Origin of the sequence: Paenibacillus sp. FSL R5-0928, from assembly GCF_037970385.1 — a bacterium.
Lineage (GTDB): Bacteria > Bacillota > Bacilli > Paenibacillales > Paenibacillaceae > Paenibacillus_AQ > Paenibacillus_AQ odorifer.
On sequence record NZ_CP150225.1, the window covers coordinates 4,836,778 to 4,863,431 of the forward strand.

Annotated in this window: 30 protein-coding genes; 2 read left to right on the forward strand and 28 right to left on the reverse strand. The window is 44.8% G+C overall.

What is annotated here, in order from left to right; genetic code table 11:
- Positions 1–51: 51 nt before the first annotated feature.
- From MKZ16_RS21860 to MKZ16_RS21880, 5 genes are all read right to left on the reverse strand, one after another.
- Positions 52–1,137: a hypothetical protein gene (locus tag MKZ16_RS21860; protein ID WP_036676259.1), complete on the reverse strand. Its 1,086-nt coding sequence runs from the start codon at positions 1,135–1,137 to the stop codon at positions 52–54.
- A gap of 89 nt (positions 1,138–1,226) precedes the next feature.
- Positions 1,227–1,814, reverse strand: a complete 588-nt coding sequence (locus tag MKZ16_RS21865; protein WP_036676257.1) for a histidine phosphatase family protein — start codon at positions 1,812–1,814, stop codon at positions 1,227–1,229.
- Between the two features lie 178 nt (positions 1,815–1,992).
- Positions 1,993–2,439 (reverse strand): hypothetical protein, encoded by a 447-nt coding sequence (locus MKZ16_RS21870; protein ID WP_051490909.1) that lies wholly within the window; start codon positions 2,437–2,439, stop codon positions 1,993–1,995.
- A 152-nt stretch (positions 2,440–2,591) separates the two neighbouring features.
- Positions 2,592–3,179 carry a sigma-70 family RNA polymerase sigma factor gene (locus MKZ16_RS21875; protein WP_036676255.1) on the reverse strand — a complete coding sequence of 196 codons (588 nt, stop codon included), beginning with the start codon at positions 3,177–3,179 and terminating at the stop codon, positions 2,592–2,594.
- 551 nt (positions 3,180–3,730) lie between these two features.
- Positions 3,731–3,907, reverse strand: coding sequence for a hypothetical protein (locus tag MKZ16_RS21880; RefSeq protein WP_141240288.1), 177 nt, complete (start codon positions 3,905–3,907; stop codon positions 3,731–3,733).
- 196 nt (positions 3,908–4,103) lie between these two features.
- Between MKZ16_RS21880 and MKZ16_RS21885 the strand changes: the two genes are divergently transcribed.
- Both MKZ16_RS21885 and MKZ16_RS21890 read left to right on the forward strand, forming a co-directional pair.
- Complete coding sequence (locus tag MKZ16_RS21885) at positions 4,104–4,670, forward strand: XRE family transcriptional regulator (protein ID WP_076104443.1); 567 nt, start codon at positions 4,104–4,106, stop codon at positions 4,668–4,670.
- Between the two features lie 217 nt (positions 4,671–4,887).
- Positions 4,888–6,192, forward strand: coding sequence for an MFS transporter (locus MKZ16_RS21890; RefSeq protein ID WP_080742539.1), 1,305 nt, complete (start codon positions 4,888–4,890; stop codon positions 6,190–6,192).
- Between the two features lie 493 nt (positions 6,193–6,685).
- Here MKZ16_RS21890 and MKZ16_RS21895 read toward each other — a convergent pair whose 3' ends face one another.
- The 23 genes from MKZ16_RS21895 to MKZ16_RS22005 form a co-directional block, all read right to left on the reverse strand.
- Positions 6,686–7,780, reverse strand: coding sequence for a prephenate dehydrogenase (locus MKZ16_RS21895; protein ID WP_036676253.1), 1,095 nt, complete (start codon positions 7,778–7,780; stop codon positions 6,686–6,688).
- Between the two features lie 46 nt (positions 7,781–7,826).
- Positions 7,827–8,924, reverse strand: a complete 1,098-nt coding sequence (hisC, locus tag MKZ16_RS21900; RefSeq protein ID WP_036676398.1) for a histidinol-phosphate transaminase — start codon at positions 8,922–8,924, stop codon at positions 7,827–7,829.
- Between the two features lie 60 nt (positions 8,925–8,984).
- Positions 8,985–9,809: a tryptophan synthase subunit alpha gene (trpA, locus tag MKZ16_RS21905; RefSeq protein WP_076101465.1), complete on the reverse strand. Its 825-nt coding sequence runs from the start codon at positions 9,807–9,809 to the stop codon at positions 8,985–8,987.
- On the reverse strand, positions 9,806–11,005 hold the full coding sequence (gene trpB, locus MKZ16_RS21910; RefSeq protein ID WP_076101466.1) for a tryptophan synthase subunit beta: 1,200 nt from the start codon (positions 11,003–11,005) through the stop codon (positions 9,806–9,808). Before trpB ends, trpA begins: the two co-directional genes overlap by 4 nt.
- A complete protein-coding gene (locus MKZ16_RS21915; RefSeq protein ID WP_076101468.1) occupies positions 11,002–11,679 on the reverse strand; it encodes a phosphoribosylanthranilate isomerase in 678 nt (225 codons plus the stop codon). Before MKZ16_RS21915 ends, trpB begins: the two co-directional genes overlap by 4 nt.
- Entirely contained in the window at positions 11,672–12,502 is an 831-nt protein-coding gene (trpC, locus tag MKZ16_RS21920; protein WP_036676246.1) for an indole-3-glycerol phosphate synthase TrpC, read from the reverse strand. Before trpC ends, MKZ16_RS21915 begins: the two co-directional genes overlap by 8 nt.
- Positions 12,492–13,532 (reverse strand): anthranilate phosphoribosyltransferase, encoded by a 1,041-nt coding sequence (gene trpD / locus MKZ16_RS21925; RefSeq protein WP_178420403.1) that lies wholly within the window; start codon positions 13,530–13,532, stop codon positions 12,492–12,494. The genes trpC and trpD overlap by 11 nt, the downstream gene beginning before the upstream one ends.
- Before the next feature lie 41 nt (positions 13,533–13,573).
- Positions 13,574–15,139 carry an anthranilate synthase component I gene (gene trpE / locus MKZ16_RS21930; RefSeq protein ID WP_036676243.1) on the reverse strand — a complete coding sequence of 522 codons (1,566 nt, stop codon included), beginning with the start codon at positions 15,137–15,139 and terminating at the stop codon, positions 13,574–13,576.
- A 432-nt stretch (positions 15,140–15,571) separates the two neighbouring features.
- Complete coding sequence (aroH, locus tag MKZ16_RS21935; RefSeq protein ID WP_036676241.1) at positions 15,572–15,946, reverse strand: chorismate mutase; 375 nt, start codon at positions 15,944–15,946, stop codon at positions 15,572–15,574.
- On the reverse strand, positions 15,940–17,043 hold the full coding sequence (gene aroB, locus MKZ16_RS21940) for a 3-dehydroquinate synthase (RefSeq protein ID WP_076101470.1): 1,104 nt from the start codon (positions 17,041–17,043) through the stop codon (positions 15,940–15,942). The genes aroH and aroB overlap by 7 nt, the downstream gene beginning before the upstream one ends.
- A 2-nt stretch (positions 17,044–17,045) precedes the next feature.
- Entirely contained in the window at positions 17,046–18,215 is a 1,170-nt protein-coding gene (gene aroC, locus MKZ16_RS21945; RefSeq protein ID WP_076101471.1) for a chorismate synthase, read from the reverse strand.
- A 192-nt stretch (positions 18,216–18,407) separates the two neighbouring features.
- Positions 18,408–18,569 carry a hypothetical protein gene (locus MKZ16_RS21950; RefSeq protein ID WP_169744788.1) on the reverse strand — a complete coding sequence of 54 codons (162 nt, stop codon included), beginning with the start codon at positions 18,567–18,569 and terminating at the stop codon, positions 18,408–18,410.
- A gap of 105 nt (positions 18,570–18,674) precedes the next feature.
- The gene (locus MKZ16_RS21955; protein ID WP_036676236.1) at positions 18,675–19,478 is read right to left on the reverse strand and encodes a protein-glutamate O-methyltransferase CheR; all 804 of its coding nucleotides are present in this window, start codon (positions 19,476–19,478) and stop codon (positions 18,675–18,677) included.
- A 27-nt stretch (positions 19,479–19,505) separates the two neighbouring features.
- Positions 19,506–19,949: a nucleoside-diphosphate kinase gene (gene ndk, locus MKZ16_RS21960; protein WP_036676234.1), complete on the reverse strand. Its 444-nt coding sequence runs from the start codon at positions 19,947–19,949 to the stop codon at positions 19,506–19,508.
- A 99-nt stretch (positions 19,950–20,048) separates the two neighbouring features.
- On the reverse strand, positions 20,049–21,017 hold the full coding sequence (locus MKZ16_RS21965) for a polyprenyl synthetase family protein (RefSeq protein WP_036676233.1): 969 nt from the start codon (positions 21,015–21,017) through the stop codon (positions 20,049–20,051).
- Complete coding sequence (locus MKZ16_RS21970) at positions 21,014–21,874, reverse strand: menaquinone biosynthesis protein (protein ID WP_076101474.1); 861 nt, start codon at positions 21,872–21,874, stop codon at positions 21,014–21,016. Before MKZ16_RS21970 ends, MKZ16_RS21965 begins: the two co-directional genes overlap by 4 nt.
- A gap of 4 nt (positions 21,875–21,878) precedes the next feature.
- Positions 21,879–22,481 carry a flavin prenyltransferase UbiX gene (locus MKZ16_RS21975; protein ID WP_036676229.1) on the reverse strand — a complete coding sequence of 201 codons (603 nt, stop codon included), beginning with the start codon at positions 22,479–22,481 and terminating at the stop codon, positions 21,879–21,881.
- The gene (locus MKZ16_RS21980; protein ID WP_036676227.1) at positions 22,481–23,353 is read right to left on the reverse strand and encodes a UbiA-like polyprenyltransferase; all 873 of its coding nucleotides are present in this window, start codon (positions 23,351–23,353) and stop codon (positions 22,481–22,483) included. The genes MKZ16_RS21975 and MKZ16_RS21980 overlap by 1 nt, the downstream gene beginning before the upstream one ends.
- Positions 23,346–24,098 carry a demethylmenaquinone methyltransferase gene (locus MKZ16_RS21985; RefSeq protein ID WP_094901689.1) on the reverse strand — a complete coding sequence of 251 codons (753 nt, stop codon included), beginning with the start codon at positions 24,096–24,098 and terminating at the stop codon, positions 23,346–23,348. Before MKZ16_RS21985 ends, MKZ16_RS21980 begins: the two co-directional genes overlap by 8 nt.
- Before the next feature lie 3 nt (positions 24,099–24,101).
- A complete protein-coding gene (locus tag MKZ16_RS21990; protein WP_036676391.1) occupies positions 24,102–24,971 on the reverse strand; it encodes a heptaprenyl diphosphate synthase component 1 in 870 nt (289 codons plus the stop codon).
- A gap of 115 nt (positions 24,972–25,086) precedes the next feature.
- Positions 25,087–25,629 carry a hypothetical protein gene (locus tag MKZ16_RS21995; protein ID WP_038572433.1) on the reverse strand — a complete coding sequence of 181 codons (543 nt, stop codon included), beginning with the start codon at positions 25,627–25,629 and terminating at the stop codon, positions 25,087–25,089.
- Positions 25,630–25,720: 91 nt separating this feature from the next.
- Positions 25,721–25,969, reverse strand: coding sequence for a trp RNA-binding attenuation protein MtrB (gene mtrB, locus MKZ16_RS22000; RefSeq protein ID WP_051490908.1), 249 nt, complete (start codon positions 25,967–25,969; stop codon positions 25,721–25,723).
- Between the two features lie 115 nt (positions 25,970–26,084).
- Complete coding sequence (locus tag MKZ16_RS22005) at positions 26,085–26,357, reverse strand: HU family DNA-binding protein (protein ID WP_036676223.1); 273 nt, start codon at positions 26,355–26,357, stop codon at positions 26,085–26,087.
- Between the last annotated feature and the right edge of the window lie 297 nt (positions 26,358–26,654).

Consider the following 26,654-nt stretch of genomic DNA (forward strand, 5'->3'; position numbering starts at 1 on the left):
ATTCCTACATCTGCGTATGTAATCCCCATAAGCCTTTTCGCATGCGCACCTCTACCGAAGATACTTAGGTACGGCTGTCTCTATCCCCCATGGCGTCATCATCACAGCGAGTCCACCAGAAGTCTCGCCCAATTTAAGCATCCCTAGGTGCACCATCATCCGTATTATTCGTTGCTCTAGAATAGAAGCAGCACTGTCATAATAAAACGGTTTAATTAGCCACCCCACACCATCCACTAAAGAAGGTACTGTCACCCAATTACTGGCGCTGATGCTTATCCAATACACAAGTGAAGGTAGATTTGGCACAGCCCCTTTATATAGTCTTAACCAAAAAGAGAATATCTGCATCAACGAATCACATTTTCCATCGTTTAACACAGCCTCACCGGTCGCAGTAAGCCTTAGCCGGAAGCCTTCCTCAGAGATCCAGCGGCGGTGACGAATATAGTCATACAAAAGCGCAAATCTTGGAGGATAATGCTCACAAGCTCTCCCATAACCAAATCTCCAACCGCCTTTGCTAAGAAGCTCCTCCGGAATATGAAGCGCGTTCATCACACCTTGCTGGTACCGCCTATACATTGCCCCTTCCTGATTCAGTTCTGGCTCATTGTCCTTAATATATCTCAGCAGCATTACCAGATCACTGATCATTAATTCTCCTTCACTGCGATACATAACAGGTTCAGGGCTAGTTGCGATGCTCTCTTTGATATGTGCACTCATCGTCTCCCGAAAACGTTCTTTTAAATCCTTGGGTACCTGGTACAAATATCTGGTCTGCTGTGAGGAACCACTAAAAAGCCAGCCTCCACTTTTGAAACGAGAGACCATCTCCCGGAAACCTCCAGTTTTCCCTTCAGGTGCATCAAAGGACGCTTGCCTTGCCACAGCCAACAAATCCTCAAGACTAAAGTATGTGCGTTCATCAAAAAGCAATGTATTCAAAAACCGTAAATCCTCCGGAGCGCATTCCCGGATATGAGACTCCATAAAACTTCTGCTTCCAAGCATAATCAAAATACTTTGGATCAAGTCGTGTTTGGAATTCTGTTTGCATTCACACCGGTAGCGGCCCGCTATGGCGGTCAGCTGTCCAATATCTGCATAAGTAAGCATATCCGCCAGATTCATGTTTTATCGCCTCACCGTTTTACTACCATTATGGGGAATACTGCCTATTTTATTCCCTTTATTGCAAAAAAAATAACCCGAAGCCCGGGTTAATGCTGATTTTGCAGGATATGGCGAGTACAATTATATAAAATAGGATTCCATTCCCGCTCTTTCTTCTCCAGAATCGTCAAGGATAGATTGCCAATTCGTTCAGAATACTTATCCTTGTAAAGAGCAGTATACAGCTGAGCAAGAAATCCTCCATGGGATATGACGAGTATATTCCGATTGGGATGCAGTGCAGAAATATCTTCCATAAAAGCAAGAGCCCGAGCCTGAAGCTGTTCGTCGGTTTCTTGACCGAGGGAGAGCTGGCTCCATTCCTTACCCCACTTCTCTTCACGTTCTGCGGCAGTAAGCCCTTCTACCTGCCCATAAGCACGTTCCCGGATACGCTGATCAGGTTCTAATAGCGGAATTCCTAACTTGTCAGCAATAATCTTACCGGTCTCAGCAGCGCGGGAAAGATTACTAGTAACGCAGTAGTCCCAGCTGTACGGTTCCTGTAATAAGCGGTCAGCAAGCATTGCAGCTTGCATCCGTCCTTCATCATTAAGTGGAATATCACTTTGTCCCTGTATTTTCCCTATCGCGTTCCAGTCCGTCAATCCATGGCGTATCAAGCCGATTAGCATGTTGCCTCCCCCTTTTCAGCAAAGTATTTGTCTCTTAATGTAACATGGATGAAATAAAAAGTCTTCTTTTTATGAGTTTTACAATGCAAAAAGCCCCTCATTACATTAAGTAAAGGGACTCCTTCAATGTTCTGAATATTATAAACAACGGAAGCAAAGACATACGTCTAATAACCCTCTATGATCGGCGATAACGATTCAGCCTAGTTAATGAAAATACTGCAAAGCCTACACCTAACATCGATAACATCATCCAGTATTGAGGATGAGTGGGTCCCATACTTACTACAAGGGGTTCAATGATCCCACCTTCAGAGCCCAAAATTGGATACGTTGATTGCCATTCCATCGAGGATCCAGCGACACCTGTCTCCACAATTCCACTCTGAGCAACAACTGCATCACCTGGAGTTCTGAACATCGTAAAATAAAGAACGCTGGACAGAAATATTGCCAGAAAGCATGCGATCCATAAGCTAAGCCGATGGCGAACAATAGCAGAGGTCCCAGCAGATTTCCCGTCACCGGGCATCAACCATGGACTCTCTAAATAAATCCGCTCCATGACTTTAACATTTATGGCTTCAGCACGCTCTTCACTGATCTCTTCCCTCAAATCTTGCATAAGCAGGCTGCTCTCTTGCCATAGAGCCCATTCTGCAGCGCAGTAAGGACAAGTTTCAATATGTCTTTCAAGTAAAATCCGCCTAGGATGTGTGGGGGGAGCGTCCCACAAGAGCGGAATACATTCTTGCGCTTCCCTGCAATTCATTCGCCTTACACCCTCTCAACCTGCTCTTCAACTTCAGGCTCATTGAAATAGGATTCGAGTTGAAGCTTCACACTACTCCTGGCACGAAACAATAATGATTTCACTGAGCTTACACTCTGATCTAAAATTTCTGCGATTTCTTGATAGTCCATTTGATCATATTCACGTAGGATAAGTGCAGAGCGTTGTTTTTCGGGAAGATTATTTATCGCCTCACGGACCAAATTCATCCGTTCATTGCGCAATGCAGCCTGCTCGGGTGCAACTTCAAACGGTGCTACTGGTGTATATCCACTCTCTTCCAGAGATACATTACCGGCACGGTTCTTGCGAAGCTCACTTAGCACAGTGTTGCGGGCGATAGTGTACAGCCATGTTGAGAATGAAGCATCTACCTCTCGAAAGGAATGCAAGCTACGAAATGCCTTGTAGAAGGTCTCCGAACAAAGGTCCTCTGCGATAAGCTCCATATGTGAATTTCTAAGCATATGATATACAAATGCTAGTATTTTACGTTGATAACGACGCATTAATTCTGAATATAATTCTGTGTTTCCTTGTTTGATTTGCTGGATCAACTGGGAATCCGTCATGGTGAGATTGGCCCTCCTCGCCCTTGCACGTCTTTTCCCATCCGGTCCGTACTTATTATACCGGTTTGGGCTTTAAAAGTTGCGGTGTTACTGCAAATTTTTAGTTTTTTTATGAAATACACCTATGTATATTCAACTACCCGATAATTAAGGCATGATGTATATGAAGAAGACAAAAAGAAATAAGGCATACTTCTAATTTTACATAAATATAGAAACGAATCTAGAAACATACCTGCTCTATTGTACCACATATTCTCATAGGATGACATTAATAGACTTAAGATAGGTCCTCTCGCCAACAAGACCCGACATTGGATTTCTGACTTAGAATCCGGCTTTAAAAATAACACATTTATCAATTTTTAAAAACTGTTGACAAAATGTAAACGTATACATATAATAAAAGTACAGTATGGTTTCTCTCCACTCCTATCCAATACTTAACGGTTCCAATTTATTGTGAACTGTAGCCGCTTACTTTGTAAGCGGTCTTTTTTTGTCCTGAAAGCGCTCTACCTTTTTTAGATGGTCAATATCAGATTATTTTACTATAGCGAGCGAATTAGCTTCCACAAATCCCCACAATCATCTATTACCCAGTCTGCGTCCACTTGAAGAGGTATATGCTCATTACGTTTCCAAATGCCTTGCAGCCCTGCGTTACGGCTCGCTTGTACGTCATTCATTGGATGATCACCTACAAATATAGCCTCCTCTGCGCTCACCCCATTGGTATCCTTCCTTTTTCAAAAATAAAGGATTAAACCGGGGACGGTGATAAACCTACGGGCAGGTTCGTTACATAGACGTCAGATTTTGTTTAGCTGCGTGTGTTATCCACCCTCTAATCCTAATCGTATGGAAAAGAGTCAAAATAAACAATATACTAGCTATAAAGTTATTTATTGAGGTGAATTTGAAATGGATGAAATCGATGAATCAAAACAACTGGTACTACAAATCGGCGGTGCCTTGAAAAAGTACAGAAAAGAAAAAAACATGAGCTTAGATGACTTAGCGGAATTAACAGGCGTAAGCAAACTTACTCTGGGGAATATCGAACGTGGCGAGACAAATCCAACTTTGGCGATAATATGGAAAATTTCAAAAGGCATATCTTTGCCCCTATTAGCTTTGTTCAAATCTGAAGACCCTGTTAGTCTGTATCGAGCAGGTGAAGGTCTCCGGTTTTCTAATGATCAAAAGAATTGGATCATTGAACCCGTCTTTAAAAACTTAAGCAACGATATTGAAATGTGTCGGGCTTACTTACAGCCAAATAGTTCGTATCACCCTGAAGGTCATCATGTGAATACAACTGAAATTGCGACAGTAATGACTGGTTCCATTGAAATTCGAGTCGATGGAGAAATGTACACATTGAATCAATATGATACGATCAGTTTTCGTGCAGACCGCCCTCACTCTTATACCAATCATACAAATAGCGAAACAGTGCTTCATATCTCCTTAAAATATGGTTTCTAAAAGTCGAAAATTTCACCTATAAAATGCAACTCAGTATTCCATTCTATATGGAAACTCTGAGTTGTATTTTTTTAACTAATTTAAGCATTTCAAGATATAGGACAATCTCAATAAAGTAAACTTTAAAATACTTATTGTTAAATTTAATATATTATACTATACTTTCATTGTCCGCGCGGATATTAGTACGCATTAATTCTGGGAGGGAAAATGAAGAATGCCGAATAAAAAATTCGTACCATCATCTTTAGGGCTGCTACTACTCGGCATTATTATTATTGCCGCAAATTTACGTGCTCCCTTAACCTCGGTCGGTCCTTTAGTGGGTCTCATAAGGGATGACGTTCATATTTCCAATACTTTAGCAGGCTTGATCACAACGGTACCTTTACTTACCTTTGCCTTATTATCGCCTCTAGTACCAAAACTAGGACGTAGGTATGGAGTTGAACTTTTAATTTTGTTCGCTCTGATCTTTTTGACTGTTGGTATTGTAATACGTTCTTTATCTGGGGCTGCAAATCTGTATATTGGAACTGCAATTCTTGGATTTGCAATTGCCATTTGTAATGTATTAATGCCAAGTTTAATCAAACGTGATTTCCCTAATAAAATCGGTGCCATGACTGGTGTATTTGCAATTTCAATGAGTTTATCTGGAGCGATCGCATCGGGAATCAGTGTACCGCTAGCTGCAAACGCAGGTTTAAAATGGCAGGGTGCATTGGGAATTTGGGCGATCCTAAGCTTTATATCGATCCTCTGCTGGTTGCCTCAATTAAGAAAGCATACGAAGGAAACAGCCTCGACGAGTCAACAGATGGCCGGCAATGATGTGAATGTTTGGCGTTCCCCTCTTGCCTGGCAAGTAACCTTGTTTATGGGGATGCAGTCCATGATTTTCTATGTGCTAATCGCATGGTTGCCTGAAATTTTAAAACAGCAAGGCATTGACTCAAGCCAATCAGGATGGTACCTCTCAATAATGCAGTTAGCGCTGCTTCCATTTACCTTTATTGTCCCCGTTATTGCAGGGCGAATGTCAAATCAACGTTCGTTAGTGTTCATCACAACCATTTTGCTTTTGACGGGAACGCTCGGACTGCTTTACGGAAGCTCCAATATCATTCTGTTGTGGATTATCATACTCGGAATTGGTGGAGGCTGCGCCTTTAGCTTGTCCATGATGTTTTTCGGTTTACGTACTAAAAGTGCGCATCAAGCAGCGGAACTATCTGGTATGGCGCAATCGATCGGATATCTGCTTGCCGCAATTGGTCCTGCCCTTATAGGATATTTGCATGACACGACAAATAGTTGGAACCTGCCACTTTTCATACTGCTTGGCGCTTCGGTCTTACTCTTTATTGTCGGTCTAGGAGCAGCAAGAAATCGTTTTGTAGGTAGCCAAGCTAGTTACGAGGAAACAAACTCAAGTACCAGAGAATTTCTTGGAAGAAATACTGATCGAAATGAAGAAAGCGAGTTTGGGAACAGTTGCAACAAACCAAACCTAAATTAGAGTCTGCGGGTATAAATCCGGAAGCATTTTGCGGCACTCCTTTCTTTTCTTCGTTGATCCAATAAACATTTAGCTTGTGCGAAGACGCTATCGGACACAGTTGACCTTAAATGCAGCATTAATCCACATTTGGGATGCTAACGGACCGCATAGCAGCTATTGGCACGAAAAACACCCAATATAAGCCTCTTCATATGAAATAGTGTCAGTGGAGTCCGAAAGACTGCTTTAAAGGCAAAAAACGAGCCAATAACGTCATTAGGGTCCGTAAGTACTAGGTGGTACTTATACTGGTACTTATACTGGTACTTATACTGGTACTTATAGTGATACCGATGGCGATGGCGATACCGATGACGATACTGACGGCGGCATGTTGAAGTAAGCAACCAACAAACCAACAAACAAAAAAAATAGCGATTCTCTATTCACATGAGAATCGCTGTTTTGCTGTTTATTACGATTTGAAAATGAACCCGAGCGAACCTTAATACTACACGTATACCGTATAATCATGATGCTGCAACAGGATCTTCGCCCGCTCCATATCGTTCTCCTGACGGAAAGAGAGACGCATAATCCCCGGAACATCTTCACGGCTTTCGATAATTTGTACGTTGCTAAGGTTAATTCCTTGATCCCCCAGCTCTGTAGCAATACGACCGATAATCCCCGGATGATCCGGTACATCAATATGTAGGTCAAATAAAGGTGCTATCATACCTTTACGCCGTTCAGGCAATTGACTACGGAAGCCATTGGCTTCATGAAATGCCTCTTCAATCCCTACACCATCTTCACTTTCCAGCAAACGAACAAAAGAAGAAACTTCCTCGTTCCAATCCTTCAACAAACGAAGCATCACTGAACGATTGTTTAACAAGATATCACGCCAAATAATTGGATCACTGGACGCAATCCGTGTAATATCCCGAAAGCCCCCTGCAGCTAACGTACTATACAAGGAGTCAGTATCATCATAAGCTTTAATCTGATTTACCAGCGCAACCGCAATAATATGTGGCAAATGACTAATGGCGCCTACAATCTCATCATGACGTTCTGGATTAAGGCGTACAATCTGCGCTCTAGTAAGGTGGAGTAAGGACTCCAACGCATGATAAGCCTCGTCTGGCACTCCCGGTGGAGGTGTTAATACGTAATAGGCATTCTCAAACAACAGCGATGAAGCTGCCTCAACACCTGAACGCTCTGATCCTGCCATAGGGTGACCGCCGATAAAATGTACTCCAGGAATATCCAAAGAGACCGCGCATGCGGCAATACTAGCTTTCGTACTTCCAACATCTGTAATGATGCAGCCGGGCTTGAGCGGCAATTTGCTTAACTGCTGCAAATAATCCTCTAGCATACCCACAGGCACACATAAAAAAATGAAATCGGCATCGATTGCCGCTTCCTCCACAGACAATGTGGCACTATCGACCACACCTCTGCTAATATACTTACTCGCGGATTCAGGACGGTGGGCATGGCCAACGACGGTCAGGCCCTCCTTGCCTTTAAAGCAAAGGGCCAGTGAGCCTCCGATCAGACCGACACCGAATATTGCTATTTTTGTCGTCATGTTCTTTGAACTACCTGCCTTCTTTAGTCTTGACTTGCTGTTATTACTAGGCGCGTACTCCACTCTCTATAAGAGTTTGTTCCAGCGCGGTGATAAAAGCTGTATTCTGCTCAGCCGAGCCCACAGTAACCCGAATATAAGTCGGATAAACCTGATGACCCGCTCTTACGATGATTCCTTTACGCATCAAAGCATCAAAGACCTCTGTAGCAGGCTTACGAACATCTACCATAATGAAGTTACCGTGTGCCGGGAAGGATTGTAGGCCCAGGCGTTTGAATTCACCTTGCAATTGAACAATACCCGCGCTATTAAGACGACGGCATTCCTGTACGTAATCTTGATCATTCAAAGCAGCAAGAGCTGCAGCTTGAGCAAGACGAGAGGTATTAAATGGCTCGCGTACCTTGTTGATCAACGAAATGATCTCAGGACTCGCAACACCGTATCCAATACGCAATGCAGCTAAGCCATAAATTTTGGAGAATGTGCGAAGCACAACCAAATTCTTGTAACGAGTCAGTAACTGGATGCCATTGGAGTATGAAAGATCTGTTACATACTCACAGTATGCCTCATCAAGGACAACCATTACATTGGAAGGCACAGCATCCAGGAAAGAAACCAAAGCTTCCTCTGGTACAATCGTACCTGTTGGGTTATTCGGATTACAGATCCAGATAACCTTAGTACGGTCTGTTATACGGGCCAGCATTCCATCCAGATCATGTGTCCCTTTTACAAGTGGCACCTCAATAGATACCGCACTTTCGATGTCTGCGTTACTCTTATACACGGAGAAGGTTTGGTCCGCCATGATTGTCTCATCACCCGGTAAGAAAAAGGCACGAGCAATAAGTGCAATAATCTCATCTGAGCCACAGCCAAAAATAATATTGTCGTTATTCACGCCAAGACGGCTGGAAAGTGCTGAAGTCAATTCAACGGCCGAGCCGTCAGGATAAAGATAAAGATTCTCAAGTTCTGCTAGAATTGCTTCTTTTGCACTCGGTGAAGCTCCATACGGGTTCTCATTGGATGCAAGCTTAATAACCTCACTTAGGCCAAGCTCCTTCTTGACTTCGTCTATAGGTTTCCCTGGTTTGTAGACAGGGAGATTAACTATATTCGGTTTTGGATTCATACAATAGTCCTCGCTCTCCATAGTTGATTACTCCACTATACACAGGTCAGAATGACACTGTTATGGTCTTTTTAATTGTGCCACAAATTCTCGAATTTGCAACAGCCCCTCATTCCGCGTAGCAGGATGATCGAGCAGCGGAATTACTTCTTCTATTTTGCGGACAATGGCACTCCCTACTACAACACCATCGCAAATCTGAGCAAAACGGGCAACCTGTTCGCCAGTAGAGATCCCAAATCCTACAGCCACTGGCAGATCCGTAGCTTGACGAACGGAAGCAATAAAGGCTTCTACATCCGCATGGAAAGAGGATCTTTCTCCAGTCACCCCTAATGAAGATACACAATAGATAAACCCGCTCGCACCGGATACAATCTTTGCAATACGTTCGCTTGAGGTTGGTGCAACTAAAGGAATGAGGTTGACTCCAACTTCATCACTACGGCGCCGCATCTCCGCTGATTCCTCAACGGGAAGATCCGGGATAATAAGTCCGCTAATTTCATGCTTGTTCAGATCAGCAAAAAACGTATCAAGACCCATTTGCAGGATAGGATTGTAATAAGAAAACAAGATAAATGGCAAACTGCTGCCGGCTTCACGAGCCTTTAACGCGGTCTCCATGCAAGTGCGCAGGTGAACTTCACCCCGCAGTGCCCGGGCAGATGCTCGCTGAATTACAGGGCCGTCTGCAAGCGGATCAGAGTAAGGTACTCCCAGCTCCAGAATATCTGCACCTGCTGTCTCCAGTTCAGTAATGATGGCAAGAGTAGTCTCCAAATCTGGATCTCCAACAGTCAGAAAAGGAATCAATGCGGTCCGGTTCTCAGCTTTAAGCTTCCGGAATACCAAATCCATCCGGTTTGTAGTTTGGGTTGTCATTCAGTTCCCTTCCCTTCTGTATACGCCATAATGGATTCTACATCTTTGTCTCCCCGGCCTGACAGGCAGATGACAACAATATCATCCTTGGTAAGGGTTGGACCCAATTTCACTACATGAGCTATCGCATGTGCTGATTCTAACGCTGGAATAATACCTTCCGTTACGCAAAGCAGCTTCAGTGCATCTAGCGCCTCTGCATCTGTAATCGGTACATATTTTGCGCGTTCGATATCTTTTAGATAGGAGTGTTCAGGACCCACACCAGGATAATCCAGGCCTGCGGAGATGGAATGTGCTTCTGTTACTTGTCCATGCTCATCCTGCAGGAGATAACTCATCGAACCCTGGAATACGCCATGAGTTCCTTTACTCATTGTTGCCGCATGAAAAGGGGTATCAATGCCTTTACCAGCCGCCTCTACACCAATCATACCGACACTTTCATCCTCAACGAATGGATAGAACATACCGATGGCATTACTGCCACCGCCTACAGCAGCTACGAGCAGATCCGGCAGCCTTCCTTCAGCCTCCAGAATCTGGCGCCGTGTTTCATCCCCAATAACCCGCTGAAAGTTACGAACCATCATCGGATAAGGATGCGGTCCTACAGCTGAACCCAATATATAGAAGGTATCGTCTACATTGCTAACCCAGTAGCGAAGCGCTTCGTTGCCGGCATCTTTTAAAGTGCGCGATCCGGAAGTAACGGGAATCACTTCTGCACCAAGCAGCTTCATCCGGAATACATTAAGGGCCTGGCGGCGCGTATCCTCTTCCCCCATAAACACCTTACATTCCATACCTAGCAGAGCTGCAACTGTAGCTGTGGCTACACCATGTTGACCCGCGCCAGTCTCAGCGATTACCTTCGTTTTTCCCATCATTTTGGCCAAAATCCCTTGACCAATCGCGTTGTTAATCTTATGGGCACCTGTATGATTCAAATCTTCACGCTTCAAATATATTTTAGCTTCTCCCAGATGTTTGCTCAGACGTTCCGCATAATACAGCGGGGTCTCCCGTCCGGAATACTGCTTTAATAGATAATCTATTTCTTCCTGAAAAGCTGGATCTGCCGAAAACTTACGGTAGGCCTCCTCCAACTCAATCAATGCATTCATCAAAGTCTCGGGCACGAAGCGGCCTCCGAATGAACCGAAACGTCCATGCTGGTCCGGTACTTGTATCATGATTGCTTCACCCTTTCCACAAAAGCTGTCATTTTTTGAATATCCTTAATGCCGTCAGTCTCTACTCCACTCGATACGTCTACCCCATACGGGACATAGGTATCAAGCAATTCACCAACATTATCTGAATGAAGCCCTCCAGCCACAAACAAGGGCAAGCCATGTCGTACTGCAATTTCTTGGTACTCAGGTAATTTGTTCCATGCGAAGGTTCGGCCAGAGCCGCCGCTCTGCAATGGATCATAAGTATCTAATAAAACCGCATCTACTGCAGCTTCGTAATCTTCCAAGGTATATTCATTTTCAGCTTTATCCCGCTCTTGATCAGCAACGGACAGTGCCTTCCATACCTGAACCTGTGGATAAGCTTGGCGAACCTGCTGGCAAAAAGCCGGGCTCTCCTGTCCATGGAGCTGAATTACATCTAAATGCACCACAGACAACAATTCGTTCAACTCATCCAGCTCCGGATTAACAAAAACTCCTGCAGCCTTAGGAATTTCACCAGTCTTCCAATTTGGAAGTTCTGCAATCAGTTCGGCAGCACGCTCTATGGATACCTTCCGGCGGCTAGGTGCAAAAACAAATCCGATATAATCTAGTGGTAAGTGTAACATAGATTTTAGCACTTCAACGTCCTGAAGTCCACAGATTTTTACTAATGTCTCAGCCATGCCGGACACGGTCCTTTCCGTTAGGAAGCTCACCGAGCAAACCGTTAACCGCATCCTCTACGTTAGCTTGACGCATTAGATACTCCCCAACGAGCACTCCGTGAGCACCAGTAGTTCTTAGGTAGCCGATGTCTTTTGACCCGGAAATTCCACTTTCGCTGATCACTGGAACACCTTGCGGCACAAGAGCTGCCAGCTCGGCTGTTGTCTCCAAAGAGGTCTCGAAGGTACGTAGATTACGGTTATTAATTCCTAGCAGGACGTTAGGTTGGGTTATCTTTTCTGTGCTCAGTACAACCGCCAGTTCATTTCGGTCATGCACCTCAATCAAGATATCCAATCCAAGCCCTGAAGCTATATCTATAAAATGAGACAGTTGTGCCGGTGTCAAAATAGCGACGATCAACAACACGGCATCCGCTCCGAGAAGACGTGCTTCGTAGATTTGCTTCTCATCGATAATAAAATCTTTGCGAAGCAGCGGCAGATTTACAGCTTCCTTCACTTGCTGCAGATAAGCTGCGCTGCCCTGGAAATATTCTGTGTCCGTCAGAACAGATAAACAATCAGCGCCTCCAGCTTCATATCCTTTTGCAATGGAAACAGGATCAAAATCTTCACGGATCAACCCTTTGGAAGGAGAAGCCTTCTTCACCTCAGCGATCAAGCCCATATCTCTGTTCTTCCCTTGGGTCAGAGCCTTACGAAAGCCTCTTGTTGCCGGAAGAAGCGCAATATCACGCTCTGCTTGTGCCAACGAAAAGTTTTTACTGAGCAGTTCAACCTCTTTAATCTTAGTCGCGACAATTTTATCAAGATACATAATTAAGTTCCTCCGTCATAGCTACAAGCTGATTAAGCTTGGATAGTGCCTTGCCTGAATCCACTACATCTTTTGCTCTCTCTACGCCTCCGGCCATGGTATCTGCCAGACCAGCAACATATATACAGGCTCCGGCGTTAGCAAGAACGATATCACGATAAGGATTCATCTGCCCTTGAAGTACCGAGGTAATAATCGCCGCATTTTCAGCTGCATCTCCACCCAGCACAGCTTCCAGTGGATGTCTGTTAAGACCTAATGCCTCTGGCGTTACCTCATACGTGGTTACGATGCCCTCTTTTAGCTCAGACACTAATGTAGGGGCCGAGATGCTGATTTCATCCAGACCATCCAAGCTGCTGACAACCATCGCACGCTTGGACCCCAGCTCCTTCAGTACATTAGCCACCGTCTCTGTCTTATTCCGATCATAAATCCCCAGCAGCTGACGGTCAGCACCCGCGGGATTCGTAAGCGGACCAAGCATATTAAAAATCGTCCGCACTCCAAGCTCTTTACGCGGTGCCGCCGCATGCCGCATCGAAGGATGATAGATTTGCGCGAATAAAAAACAAATGCCGATTCGATCCAAGCATTCCCGAGCCTGATCCGCATTCAGATGAATGTTGACGCCCAAAGCTTCAAGTACATCTGCACTTCCTGCTCTACCGGAAGCTGAGCGGTTGCCATGTTTGGCAACTCGTACAGAAGCCGCTGATGAAATAATCGCTGAGGCGGTAGAAATATTAAACTTATGGATGCCGGAACCGCCCGTACCACATGTATCTAGCAGACGCGCTTTTTCAGTAAGGACAGGTGTGCCGAAACCTCTCATGGCTTCCGCAAACCCCGTAATTTCCTCCACGGTCTCTCCCTTAATCCGTAAAGCGGTCAGCAGTGATCCGATTTGCGCCTGAGAAGCCTCTCCCAGCATGATTGCACCCATTATATCCCGTGCTTCTCCACGTGTCAGACTTTTGCCTTCGATTAGTCCAGCGATTCCTGATTGTATCAATTTTGTTGCATCCATAATGTTCATCCTCCCAGCCTTAATGTAATCTTTTATATTAATCAAACCACCTGTTCAGGGGTATATGTGTACATGTAATCTTGATTGATGACTTGTTTCTCTTTTATCTCGGGTGGGAACATAGCCTCTGCCATACGAATAGCTTTTAGCATGCCCTTCGCTTTATTCACCGTCTCTTCATACTCTTTCTCCGGAACCGAGTCCCAAACGATACCCGCCCCAGCCTGCACATATGCTCTGCCCTTACGGAAGATGATTGTACGGATGGTGATACATGAATCCATATTTCCCGAGAATCCCAAATATCCAATCGCCCCCGCATAAGCACCACGGGCTTCTCGCTCCAATTCAGCAATAATCTCCATTGCCCGTAGCTTAGGTGCTCCTGAGACAGTACCGGCTGGCAGACAGGAGAGAAAGGCATCAAAGAAATCTTTATCCTCGCTAAGCGTGCCTGACACATTCGATACCATATGCATGACATGAGAGTATCTTTCAATTTCCATAAAGGAATCACATTTTACAGAACCGAATTTGGACACTCTTCCTAAATCATTACGACCTAGATCAACTAGCATCAAATGCTCTGCACGTTCTTTTTCATCCTCCAGCAGCTCCGCGGCGTAAGCACGATCCGAAGCTTCACTTTCACCTCTTGGTCTTGTTCCGGCAATCGGCCGTGTCTCCACACGGTTTCCATCTACCTTTACGAGCGCTTCCGGTGAGGTTCCAACAATAATCTCTTCATCCATTTTCAAATAATACATATATGGAGATGGGTTAAGCGTCCTGAGCATCCGGTATACATGAAGTGGAGAAACCTCCGTTTCAATATGCAGGCGCTGCGACAACACCACTTGAAAAATATCGCCAGCCCGAATGTATTCCTTCGCTTGTTCTACGTTGTTGATATATTGTTCTTTAGTCAGGTTGGAATGAATCTCACCCAGCTCAATATCCTGCGGAATGCTGCGGCGGTTCACATTTTCCTTTGGCCCTTCCTTTTGCAGCTCTTCGGCCATATCCTCAAGCTTACGACTTAAGCTTTCGTAATTAGATTTGATATCTGAGTCCGTATCACCGTCTTTAACATGCAGGTTGCCAACTAGGAGAATTTGTTGTTTCACATGATCAAAAACAATGATGCGATCACAGAACATAAACCGGATATCATCCATTTGGAGATCATCTACTGGATGCTCAGGCAGCTTCTCATAATATTGCAGCAGATCATATCCAAAAAATCCGATAGCTCCTCCAGTAAATGGCGGCATCTCATCCAGCTTAGGGCTACGGTATGAACGAAGCAGCGCCTTAAGCTCCTCAATCGGCTTTCCATGCAGCTGTTTTTTCTTACCGTCGATCTCTACGTTAATTGCACCCTTTTTTCCCGATATCATTAAAAAGGGATCGCTGCCGATGAACGAATACCGGGCCCATTGTTTGCCGCCCTCTACACTTTCTAGTAAGAACGCGCGGTCACGTTCAGCAAAACGTTGGAATAACCGGATAGGTGTTTCCATATCAGCCAGCAGCCGCTTCACAACAGGAATCAGATTATAATCCTGCGACAGCTTTACCACCTCTTGAACACTCGGATTCGTCATTTTTAGATGCCCCCTTAGTTATATAAATCTTTCCGAAACACAGAAAAACCCTCTACCAAAGTAGAGGGTTTGTGTAAGTAAGTATATGTTTTTGAGCAATGATCAGCATCGTTATGTTGTGCCTACAGACTTATCTCTAAATAAGATACATCACGGATGTGAAATAACACTCCAGTACATATCAAAATAAAGACTCTGCGTACACAAAAACTGCTAATCAGGCATAAACGTCTTCAGCGTCCTTATAAGGACGGTAAGCGTATATGCGTGAAATATAAGAATGTATAGAACAAAGCTTATACTTTCTTATATTCGCAAAAATTTCTTGCACTCTGCTCAACTATACTCATCTCAACTCAACTAAACTCTTCTATACTCGGCTAATTACACTATACATGATGACAAGGGTCATTGACAACCCACAACTCAAATTTAAGACTTACTCTGCGACAAATCTGGACGAAGCTTCTGAGCTTCATTCAGATACACATGGCGGATCTCACGCTGTGATTTATCCGTATTAAACTGCACCATTAACCGGATACACATCGGCAGGCTGCCTTTAACAGGGATCTCCGTTGAACACATAAGTGGCACCATTTCCCAGCCCTCAATCTCACGAATGGCTCTTGCCGGAAAAGTAGCATCCAGATCATTGGTCATCGTAATCCATACATTGCTAATATCCTCAGCTATAACATCATTACGTTCTACGATCTCCCGCAGCAGCACAACGGTTTCACGCAAAATCTCTGTTTCTTCGTTATTAATCACGGTAGTTGCTCCGCGAATCCCTCGATTTACCACGGTTTCCCCTCCTTTTTAAGCTCTGCGAGAACCTCTCGCACAAGCGATTCCTGTATATCGTTTACAATGCTTACGGCTCCTATGGCATCAGGCACAATAAAAGTCATTCTGCCTTCTTTGAATTTCTTATCATGCATCATTGCTTCCATTAGCTCAGCTTCATCATATTCAGAAGGAAGCTGTATAGGCAATGAAAGTGCAGATAACATAGATACTGTATCCTCATAAATGGATCGATCATGTCCAAGCTTTACAGCCAGCAGCGCCGAACCCGCCATACCAATCGCAATCGCTTCACCGTGCAAAAATACGCCATATCCGCCAACCGCTTCAATAGCATGTCCGATCGTATGTCCTAAATTCAAAATCGCCCGAAGTCCATGCTCACGTTCATCGTTCGCTACGACATGAGCCTTGATTGCACAACCGCGCTCAAGGGCATAGCCGAGTGCTTCAGCATTCAGAGCAAGCAGCTCATCAGCATGTTCACGGCACCAATATGCGAATTCTTTGTCCATAATCAGACCATGCTTCACTACTTCAGCCAGGCCAGAAGAGACTTGGCGTGGCGGAAGCGTGCGAAGGGTATCCAAATCGTAAAGCACCAGCGAAGGTTGATAGAACGCACCAACCATATTTTTGGCTAGTGGATGATTGACAGCCACTTTGCCGCCTACGCTGCTGTCATGGGCTAGAATCGTCGTTGGAATTTGTAGAAATCCTATTCCGCGCATGTAGGTAGCTGCTACAAAACCAGCTAAATCACCAACAACCCCGCCACCTAAAGCCAACACAGCTGAGTTGCGATCCAGTCCCGCTTGAATCGCGGTCGTCATAACCTCTTCATACACGGTTAATGATTTGGATGCTTCCCCTGCCGGCATAATATGGCTGACTACGGTATAGCCTTGCTGACGTAGAGCTTCTTCAAGCGACGGTAAATACAGTGGAGCTACTTCACTATCACTCACAACCAGTAGTGGGCTGCGAGTGGACAGTCCAGCCTCAGCACAGTACTGGCCAATGTTCTGCAGCAGACCACTACCGATGTGAATTGGATAAGAACGATCTCCTAAATCTACATTGATCGTACGCATGATTAATAACTCTCCAATTGTGCAAGATAGTTTTCATAGTTCGCTTTAATTTCTTCGAGAGAATCCCCGCCGAATTTATCAAGAAAAGCTTTGGCAACTTCCCATGCCACTACGCTTTCCAGAACCACACATGCCGCTGGAACTGCACATGCATCCGAACGTTCTACTTGAGCTGTAAAAGGTTCTTTCGTATCGATATCTACACTTTGAAGTGGCTTATACAAGGTAGGAATAGGCTTCATAACACCACGAACCACTATCGGCATACCATTCGTCATCCCGCCTTCAAAACCGCCTAAACGATTGCTTGCGCGATAGTATCCTTTAGAAGCTTCATACATAATTTCATCATGGACTTGCGATCCACGCAATTTACCTGCTTCAAACCCAATGCCGATTTCAACGCCTTTGAAGGCATTAATCGACATCACTGCCCCAGCGATCGCCCCGTCCAGCTTCCGGTCTGACTGTACATAGCTGCCAAGTCCGATGGGCAGTCCTTCGACGAGACATTCAACGATTCCACCGATGGAGTCGCCCTCTTCCTTGATCTGATCTATGTAAGCCTCCATTTTCTGTTCCGTTTCTTTGTCGACAACTCTGACAGAGGACTGTTCTGTGCGTTCAATCAGCTCATCGATAGGCAGATCATTAGCAGGTGCCTCGATTTCACCAATACGAATGACTTGACCTGCTACTTTCACACCAAAAGCTGCCAGCAGCTGTCTGGCTACAGCGCCACATGCAACTCTGGCTGCTGTTTCGCGGGCACTGGAGCGCTCCAGAACATTGCGAAGATCCGTATGATTGTACTTCAATCCACCATTCAAATCTGCATGTCCAGGACGCGGCCGATTTACCCGGCGTTTTTCTTCATCACTGCCTGGAATAGGTTCAATATTCATTATGTTCTTCCAGTGAGTCCAATCCTTGTTCTCTACTACCAAGGCTACCGGAGCACCTGTAGTATAGCCGTGACGTACTCCACCGACTATTTGTGCCGTATCTTTCTCAATCTGCATGCGGCGTCCACGTCCGTATCCCTTTTGTCGACGATGCAATTGAAAGTTAAGCTCTTCAAAATCCAAAGTTAAATTACTTGGCAATCCCTCAATAATAGCCGTTAGCTGGGGGCCGTGCGTTTCCCCCGCTGTTAAATAGCGTAAACTCATGATGTCTTCCCCCTTTTATACTTTTAAACTGTAAACCGCTAAAATCCTATGATCTTTGCTCATTATAGTATAGGGAATCCGCTTTGACAAGAAAGGGCTCTCCCTAGAAACACTCTATGTATATCGAAATAAAAAGCGCCATCCATACCCTTAAGAGTATGAATGGCGCTCCTCGGCTGGGTCCTCAGCTTGTTAGCTGCCGAGCCGCTGACTTGGTGGAGGGAATGTAGACTTACGCTCTTCCAGCTGCAGAAGGCGCTCCAATTGCATTTCTTCCACACCGAGAATTTGCCCGCACTCACGAACGGTGATAAAGCCTCGTTTGTACGCGGCAATGACCTTGCTTTTGTCCATCGGTTTAACTTTCCTTTCACTTAGCGTACAGATTCTACTATCCAGTATCACTGAACTTTTGCGAAAGTATACCTTTGAAGTTAATGGCGAAGGAGCAAAAAATATTTATTTTTTACGATAGAAAAAAGTTTCCGTCGATTCAAAACCGTATTGAGCCGGTGTAAAGATTTGCTCTGTGCTGCCCACAAACAAATAACCACCCGGACGTAAGCTAGCCGAAAACTTATGATAGAGCTTGTTCTTCGCCTCTTCAGTAAAATAGATCATTACATTGCGACAAATAATAAGATCAAAACCTTCGTCGAACTTGTCCAAGAGCAGATTCTGTTTGCGGAAATCTATGTTTTTCTTAAGTGAATCGCTGACCTTGAAAACAGGGCCTTCCGGTGTAAAGTAACGTGCTGCCACGTCTTTCGGCACATCCTTTAAAGAACGTTCCAAATAAAGACCTTGCTTTGCTTTAGACAAAGCGCCATCATCAATGTCAGTGGCAAGAATGCCTGTCTGCGCCAATATATTCTTGTCCGACAAAATCATAGCCAGCGTGTAAGGCTCTTCGCCAGTGGAACACGCCGCGCTCCATAGCTTTAATTTGCGGCCTGACTGCTGGAGGTCAGGAAGGATAATATCCCGCAAAACTTCCCAGCGATTCGGATTCCGCCAGAACTCAGAGACATTGATCGTCATTCGATCTAAAAATTCATAAAATAAGTCCTTATTTTTCATCATCGCTGCAAAAAAATCACTGAAGGTATGATACCCATTCTTCATCCGAAGAGTCGTCAAACGCCGCTTCATCTGCGCTTCTTTATATTGAGCCAGATCAATTCCGGTGCTTTGTTTAACGTTGTGAATAAATCCGCTATAATCCGGATCTGTTGTTAATGCTGCAACATTACGATCAGACATGTTAATCCCCTGCCTCCCACCTGGACCTTACATCCAGACTGCGATGTCTTTGTTATACTGATTCAGTTCATCTGGAGCAAAGAAATTAGCAATTTCCCGTTCTGCACTTTCAGGCGAGTCTGATCCATGAATTAGATTAAGTGGTGTATGGCTGGCAAAGTCGCCACGAATCGTGCCTGGCAGAGCTTCTCCAACTTTTGTCTTGCCTATGAGTGTCCGGGATAACGTTACAACATCATCGCCTTCCCATACCATTGCAAACACTGGACCTGAAGTGATGAAAGAGACCAGCTCCGAAAAAAAGTCTTTGCCTGCATGCTCAGCATAATGTCTTTTCGCTTGATCCTCACTAACTGTAATCAGCTTAGCAGCGACCAATTTAAACCCCTTATCCTCAAAGCGGGTAACAATACGCCCTATTAATCCACGTTGAACTCCATCAGGCTTGACCATCAGATACGTCTTTTCCATAGAAGCACTCTCCATTTTCCCATTTGAAGGGTTGTTTTGACGCTATCTTAACAGAAACATTGCTTTCTGGAAACGTTTAATTTCAATCTCACCAGAAGATCAATAACTTCTTCCTGTTATAAAATAAGCAATATCACGCAGATTGCGCTTAGTCTTATTATTAGGCAATTGTTCCAGCGCCGCCAGCGCCTTGTCAATATAACGTGAAGCGAGCTCCTCAGAGCGGGCGATTCCGTCTCCGGAAAGTATAAGATCAATCGCACGTCCTACCGTGCTATGGCCCTCACGTATAGACTTCAGTTCCTCAAGCAATGACTCGCGCAGCCGCTCATCCTCAAGACTATAAATCACTGGAAGTGTAATGTTTCCTTGACGCATATCACTGCCCGGAGGTTTACCGATCTGTTTCTCTGTGCCTGAGAGATCCAGTAAATCATCACGAATCTGGAACGCCATACCCACGTTATATCCATAATTATAAAGCAGGCGAGCTACTTCTGGATCTGCCTCAGCAGCAAGTGCGCCGAGTTGGCAGCTAACTGCAATCAGCAGGGCTGTTTTGCGGCGGATACGCCGTAGATAATGACGTACACTTTGCTCACTGTTGAAAAAGTCACGAATCTGCTCCATCTCTCCGATCGACATTTCGATCATCGCCTTAGACAGAATTTGATGAATTCGTGGATTCTTCAGCTCCGTAGTCATAACCAGCGCTTTTGCATATATGTAGTCACCAGTGTACATGGCAATTTTATCGCCCCATTTTGCTTTCACGGTGAGTTCACCACGGCGCAATTCTGCATCGTCGATCACATCATCATGGACTAGTGAAGCGCTATGGATCAACTCTAACGGTATCGCTACCCGTTTCAGCTTTTCCAGATCATACTTACCGAATTTCCCGCCCATCAGGACAAATACGGGACGTAATCTTTTGCCGCCTGCCTTTAATAAATGCAGGGAGGTTTCTGTAAGCAGATCGTCATCCCCCTGTACACTGCGGTACAGCTCTTTTTCAATCTGATCCATATCTCTGTTCAGTAATCCGAATATTTGCAGTCGTTTCATTCTTTCACCCGTGTCAACAGTTTATGGCTCCAAATCTCCATCTTCACTTCCTGCGGCAGCAGGCCCATCTCATAGGCATAGCGGAAATAGAGGTTCAAACCTTGCTGCTGCCTTTCTCCAAAATCATAACATAAATTGCGGAAGTACCCTTCCCAATAAGACTTTGTTCCTCCAATGTTAGAACAAGCTGCTTGTACAATAGGATCTAAATCTCTCAATCCCCGCATTTTACTCTCGGCAAAAGCCTCTGCAATCTCAGAAATAGCCTCCGGTTTGTCCTCAGCAGCCTTTCGGTTCACTGCCCAGACCGCAAAGGTCATCCCTAAGCCCGTCCATTCCTTCCAAACCTCAGCTAGATCAGTAACGATATAACCTTGATCCTGCCATGAGGCTTTAATAGCATTATCACCAATTAATAAGCAGGCATCCGCTTCATGCATCATGGCATCCAAATCAGGATTAGCGCTAATATATTCCGGTTTATTGCCAAAAGCTTTTTCCATTAAAATTTTCAGCAAATTTACCGAGGTTGCAGAAGTATTCGTAACAGCAATCTTACCGCTACCAATCTGAGCAAATGGCACCCTGGAAAAAAGGAATATTGATCTCACAGGACCGTCCGCGCTAACCGATAAATCAGGTAGTAGTAATAATTTGTCACTGGCCTCAGCATAAGCAAAAGAGGATAAAGCACCTACATGAATAGTTCCACGGCTCATCCCCTGATTAAGAATGGCAGGTACCTCACTCACCATCTCTGCAGGATATTTTAATGCAGAGGGATGAAAATTGTGAAATACCGGCCATGAGTTGGTATAGCTGATTTTGCCGATGATGGTGTGGCTGTTATTGTCCATCCTTTCAATCCCCCCATCTTCGAAATAAATTGTGTTCAATATTAAAGCTGTCAAGCACTTTGCCCACCATGAAATTAATCAGATCATCCATACTTTGCGGCCCGAAATAAAAAGCCGGCATTGCGGGAATCATCCGAACTCCCAGACGGGACAGCTTCAACATATTCTCTAGATGAATGGCATGCAGTGGAGTCTCACGAGGAACAAGCACCAGTGGGCGTCCTTCCTTGAGCATAACGTCAGCAGCACGTGTCATCAGATTATCAGAGGTCCCATTCGCTACCGCGGACAATGTTCCCATAGAGCAAGGCATAATAATCATCCCTTCCACACGAAACGAACCACTTGCAATGGATGCGCCGATATCCGCAACAGGATGATAAAGCAGAGAACCGGGATAGCCTTTGAACCTTTCGTTCAAAAAGCCCTCCCGGTCTGATGCGATATAGCCAAGTTCTTCTTTAAATACGCGCCAGCCCGCATTGCTAACCACCAAATGCACGGAGTAGCCTAGTGACAGCAAGGTTTCAGTTAGACGAACACCATATATCGCACCGCTTGCTCCTGTAATTCCAACCACGATGTTTTTCGGTTTAGTAAGCGTCATTAGTAGAACTGCACCACCAAGTCAATCAAAGTGAAAGAGAACACTACGATGCTCAATACGCCGTTCATAGTGAAAAAAGCAGTCTGCAGACGGCTCAGGTCACTCGGAGATACAATGTAATGCTCATAAAAGAGAATAATATATGCGATGATCATGCCTGCTACATACCACCAGCTTAAATCCGTCATAAACAGCAACGATACGAATCCAATCGCCGTGAGAATGTGAAATACGCGGGCAATAATGAGTGCACCTTGAACCCCGAACCGAACCGGAATGGACTTCAAGCCCTCTTTTAGATCAAACTCAACATCCTGACAAGAATAAATTACATCAAAACCTGCAGTCCAAAACACAATAGTGAAGTAAAATACCATTGAAGTCCAATTCACGCTACCGGTCACAGCTACCCAACCGCCTAAAGGTGCAAGCGCAATGGTCAGACCGAGGATAAGATGGCAAGCCCATGTAAAGCGCTTCGTAAATGAATAAATAACAAGAAGGAAAACTGCGATTGGCAAGAGCTTGGCCGACAAAGGATTCAGCTTAAAGGCTGCCCAAAAGAGTAAGAAAAACGAAATGCCGATAAAAATGACGACTTCACCGATCTTCAATAATCCTGCAGGAATAGCCCTTCCCGCTGTGCGAGGATTCTTAGCATCACTTATCCGGTCAATCAGTCGATTCAGCCCCATAGCAGCGCTCCGTGCCCCAAACATAGCCACTACGATCCAACCAATCTGGCTCCAGGAAGGTAGCGTGCCAGACATGACAACGGAACCAAGTAAAGCGCCCATAAAAGCAAAAGGTAAAGCAAATACCGTATGTTCAAACTTGATCATTTGTAAAAAGATACCGATTTTCTTAAACATTCCCGTTCTCCTTGAGCCCAATATGTAATGCCGCGATGCCTCCGGTCAAGGGGAAGGATTCCACTTTTTGCAGTCCGGTTTCACGGAAAATAGCAGCTAATTGCTCCCGGTCAGGGAACAGCGCCAGCGATTCTGGCAGCCATTTGTATTGCTCATACCTTTTAGCGAATAACTTGCCCAGCAATGGAAGTACACGCTGAAAATAAAAGAAATAGATACCTTTAAACGGTTGTTTCATCGGCTTGGAAAGCTCCAGGCAGACCACCATTCCTCCGGGTTTTACCACGCGTTTCATCTCGTTCAGCACTTGAACAAGATCCGGTACGTTGCGGAGTCCAAAACCAATCGTTGCATAATCGAATGCGTTGTCTTCAAAAGGCAACTCCATAGCATTGCCCTGTACGAGAGAGATCCGGTCCTGAAGCTTGCGCTCCTCCACCTTACGGCGCCCCACTTCAAGCATGCCAGCACTAAAGTCAAGTCCTATCACATTCCCTGTCTGTGTGGCTTCTGCCAAGGCAATGCTCCAATCGCAAGTGCCGCAGCATAAGTCTACAGCTGAATCCCCGCGCTTCATGCCCATCTTCTTCATCGTGAACTTGCGCCAAGCCTTATGGCGGCGAAAGCTTAAGATATCATTCATCAAATCATATTTACCTGCAATACTCTCAAACACCGAGTGCACAAACTGTTCCTTCGGCTTGCTGTTATCACCCACAGCAGTTGTAGTTTTGTCCATAGTCATCCACTAACCCTCCACGGCTGCTTGTCCTGAGACTTTCATCTGCAGGAGAATACGATCCAGCGCTATCTCAAGCTCTCTAAGCAGGCTTTCGTCTTTAACGCTTTGTAATAGTCCCTGAATCGACTGAATCGACTGATGGAGCTTGTCCGTCAGCAGAGAATCACATTTATATTTCATCTTCAGCATCTTCCAGTCCTTCTGATCAAGGTTCTGGTCTTGAAGCTGTTTGCGTTCTTCCTCTGTCGCTGACTCCAGCATCTTCCAGTAGCAATAACCATTGCTAGCATTCTCAAGGTTATCACAACGCTGAAGCTCTATGGCAACAGTTTCGCACTGACTGAATTCTGTCAATAACTTCTCCCACAACTCCACTAAGGAATTCTCGATCATGGGCGTAAAAGAAAGGAACAGCCGCATATTGAGCTGTACCATGTGCCTCAAGTATTGTTCAGCCGAAAGACGGATTCCTCTCATCTTCACATAGAGGTTCGCTTTCAAGACATTAAAATCAGCAATCGCCTTACTCAAGATTCCAACCATCTCAATTTGATCACTCTTTGCAAGCAGATGGTAAAACCAGCTACTGAAATAATCGCCAGCCAATACCTTTAATTGACGGGAACGCATAGGATCTCCACCGCGTCTATCATTCGAGCGGTCAATTACCTCATGTGTATCTAGTCCAAGTTGAATAAGTGCTGTTACGAGCGTATACAACTCACCAGCATTTCCTTTAACAGAAGATCCATGGTTTAGAAAAATATATAACAAATGACCCCGGCCATCAGAAAACGGCGGCAAATCCGTATGCTTCTGAATCATGTCGTAGTCGGTGTAGGGTTTTGCCAGTTGCGGTATGCAGTACGGTTTCATTTCAGCCTCCGAAGCCATTGACATTAATAATAATTCCTTTGTTCACAATCTTGTCTATTATATCACATGTTTTTTTGTCACGCACTGTGGTACGACTGAGTTTCTTTTATTCTTCTCAAGGATAAATGAACTGCTTCTTCCAGAGCTCAGTCTCACTAATACGGAAGCCCGTCTTGAGTCGCTCGGATATGGGGAGATTACCCGCAGACTGAAGTTCATTCTGGAGTTCAGCCGACCACTCCGTGCGTCTGATATCCCCTGCTAGCAGCAGCCGGCGGCTATCCAGCCATTTATCCATGACCACGATACGCAGCAAAAGCTGATCCACATTCGAGGTTTCTTGAAAAGCAAAAGAAATAGCCTGCGCCATATTTCGATAAAGCTCCTGGGGTTCATGATCATTTCCGCTCACTTTTAAATCCAGTGACAGAACGTGATCCTCCCAGCCTACGCTATCAATGGATAAGGTCAATGGAAGTGCGCCAAGAACATCAACAAGATTATCATTGTCTAGCACTGTGTTATGGCCGCCAGTAAAAGTCTCTACTGCACCATTGCGTTGCTGTAAGGTAGAATCCATATCTGCCACTTTGGGCAATATTACAGCAGAGGTTGCAGTCAAGAGTAATACGGCTCCGACCCACCAGGCCTTGTTCATGAACACGCCTCCTTATCCATAATTCCCCTCTTAGCTAATACGATCATTTATCTTTACTATATTTTGAAAAAAAGCAGGCTATGCCTGCTTTTCAGCTTTCACTTTCCAATTGTCCGTGCTTTGTCCATATTTCAGCCTTACCGCGAATCTTCATCGCTGAGGTATGATCAGTAAACTGGGCAATCAATACCTCGCCCTTATCCAGCTTCTCTGTATGATGAAAACGTGTATCTGTACCTCTGGTTAGCCCAATGACCTGAACGCCATTATCTTTAGCTTTAACCACAATATAGTCGCTGCCCGTTGGAAGCGGAGTAGTACCCGTATTTTTATCCATCATCACTCATCCTCCTCTAAACCTATTATACAGTTCATAGTATTTCAAAAAACAAATGCCGCCTTGGAGGGCGGCATAGTTGTTCTTAAAAGACTATGGGATAGGTATGTAGAAATCTTTATTTGATTCCGTCTTTCAGCGCCTTACCGGGTTTGAATGCCGGTACCTTGCTTGCAGGAATTTCGATTTCTTCACCAGTTTGCGGGTTACGGCCTTTACGTGCAGAACGCTCACGCACTTCAAAGTTTCCGAATCCAACCAGTTGTACTTTATCACCGCTTTGCAGTGCTTCTGTAATTGCTTCGAAAACCGCATCTACAGCTTTAGTAGCATCCTTCTTGGGAAGTTCAGTTGCTTCTGTAACTACATTGATCAAATCTGATTTATTCATGTTTTCTCACCTCCCTGAGTAAATTCTCCGGTATCATACACTGTTTCCGTTTCAACGTAAAATATACGTGATAATCCCGTTTAAAACTTAACTTTGGCGCCCTTAGACCTTGAAGCGCAACAAACTTATAGTAATACAGCCCATCCATAAATTCAAGCTGTTACTCAAAAAAGGAGCAGAAATTATCATCTATCCGTGCATATTTATCTAAATTCGATCTAATTTGTTAGACCTATAGGAGCAGTTTAGGTCTTTATTTCATCAGAATAATTGAGTCAGATTCACCGTTATTATAGG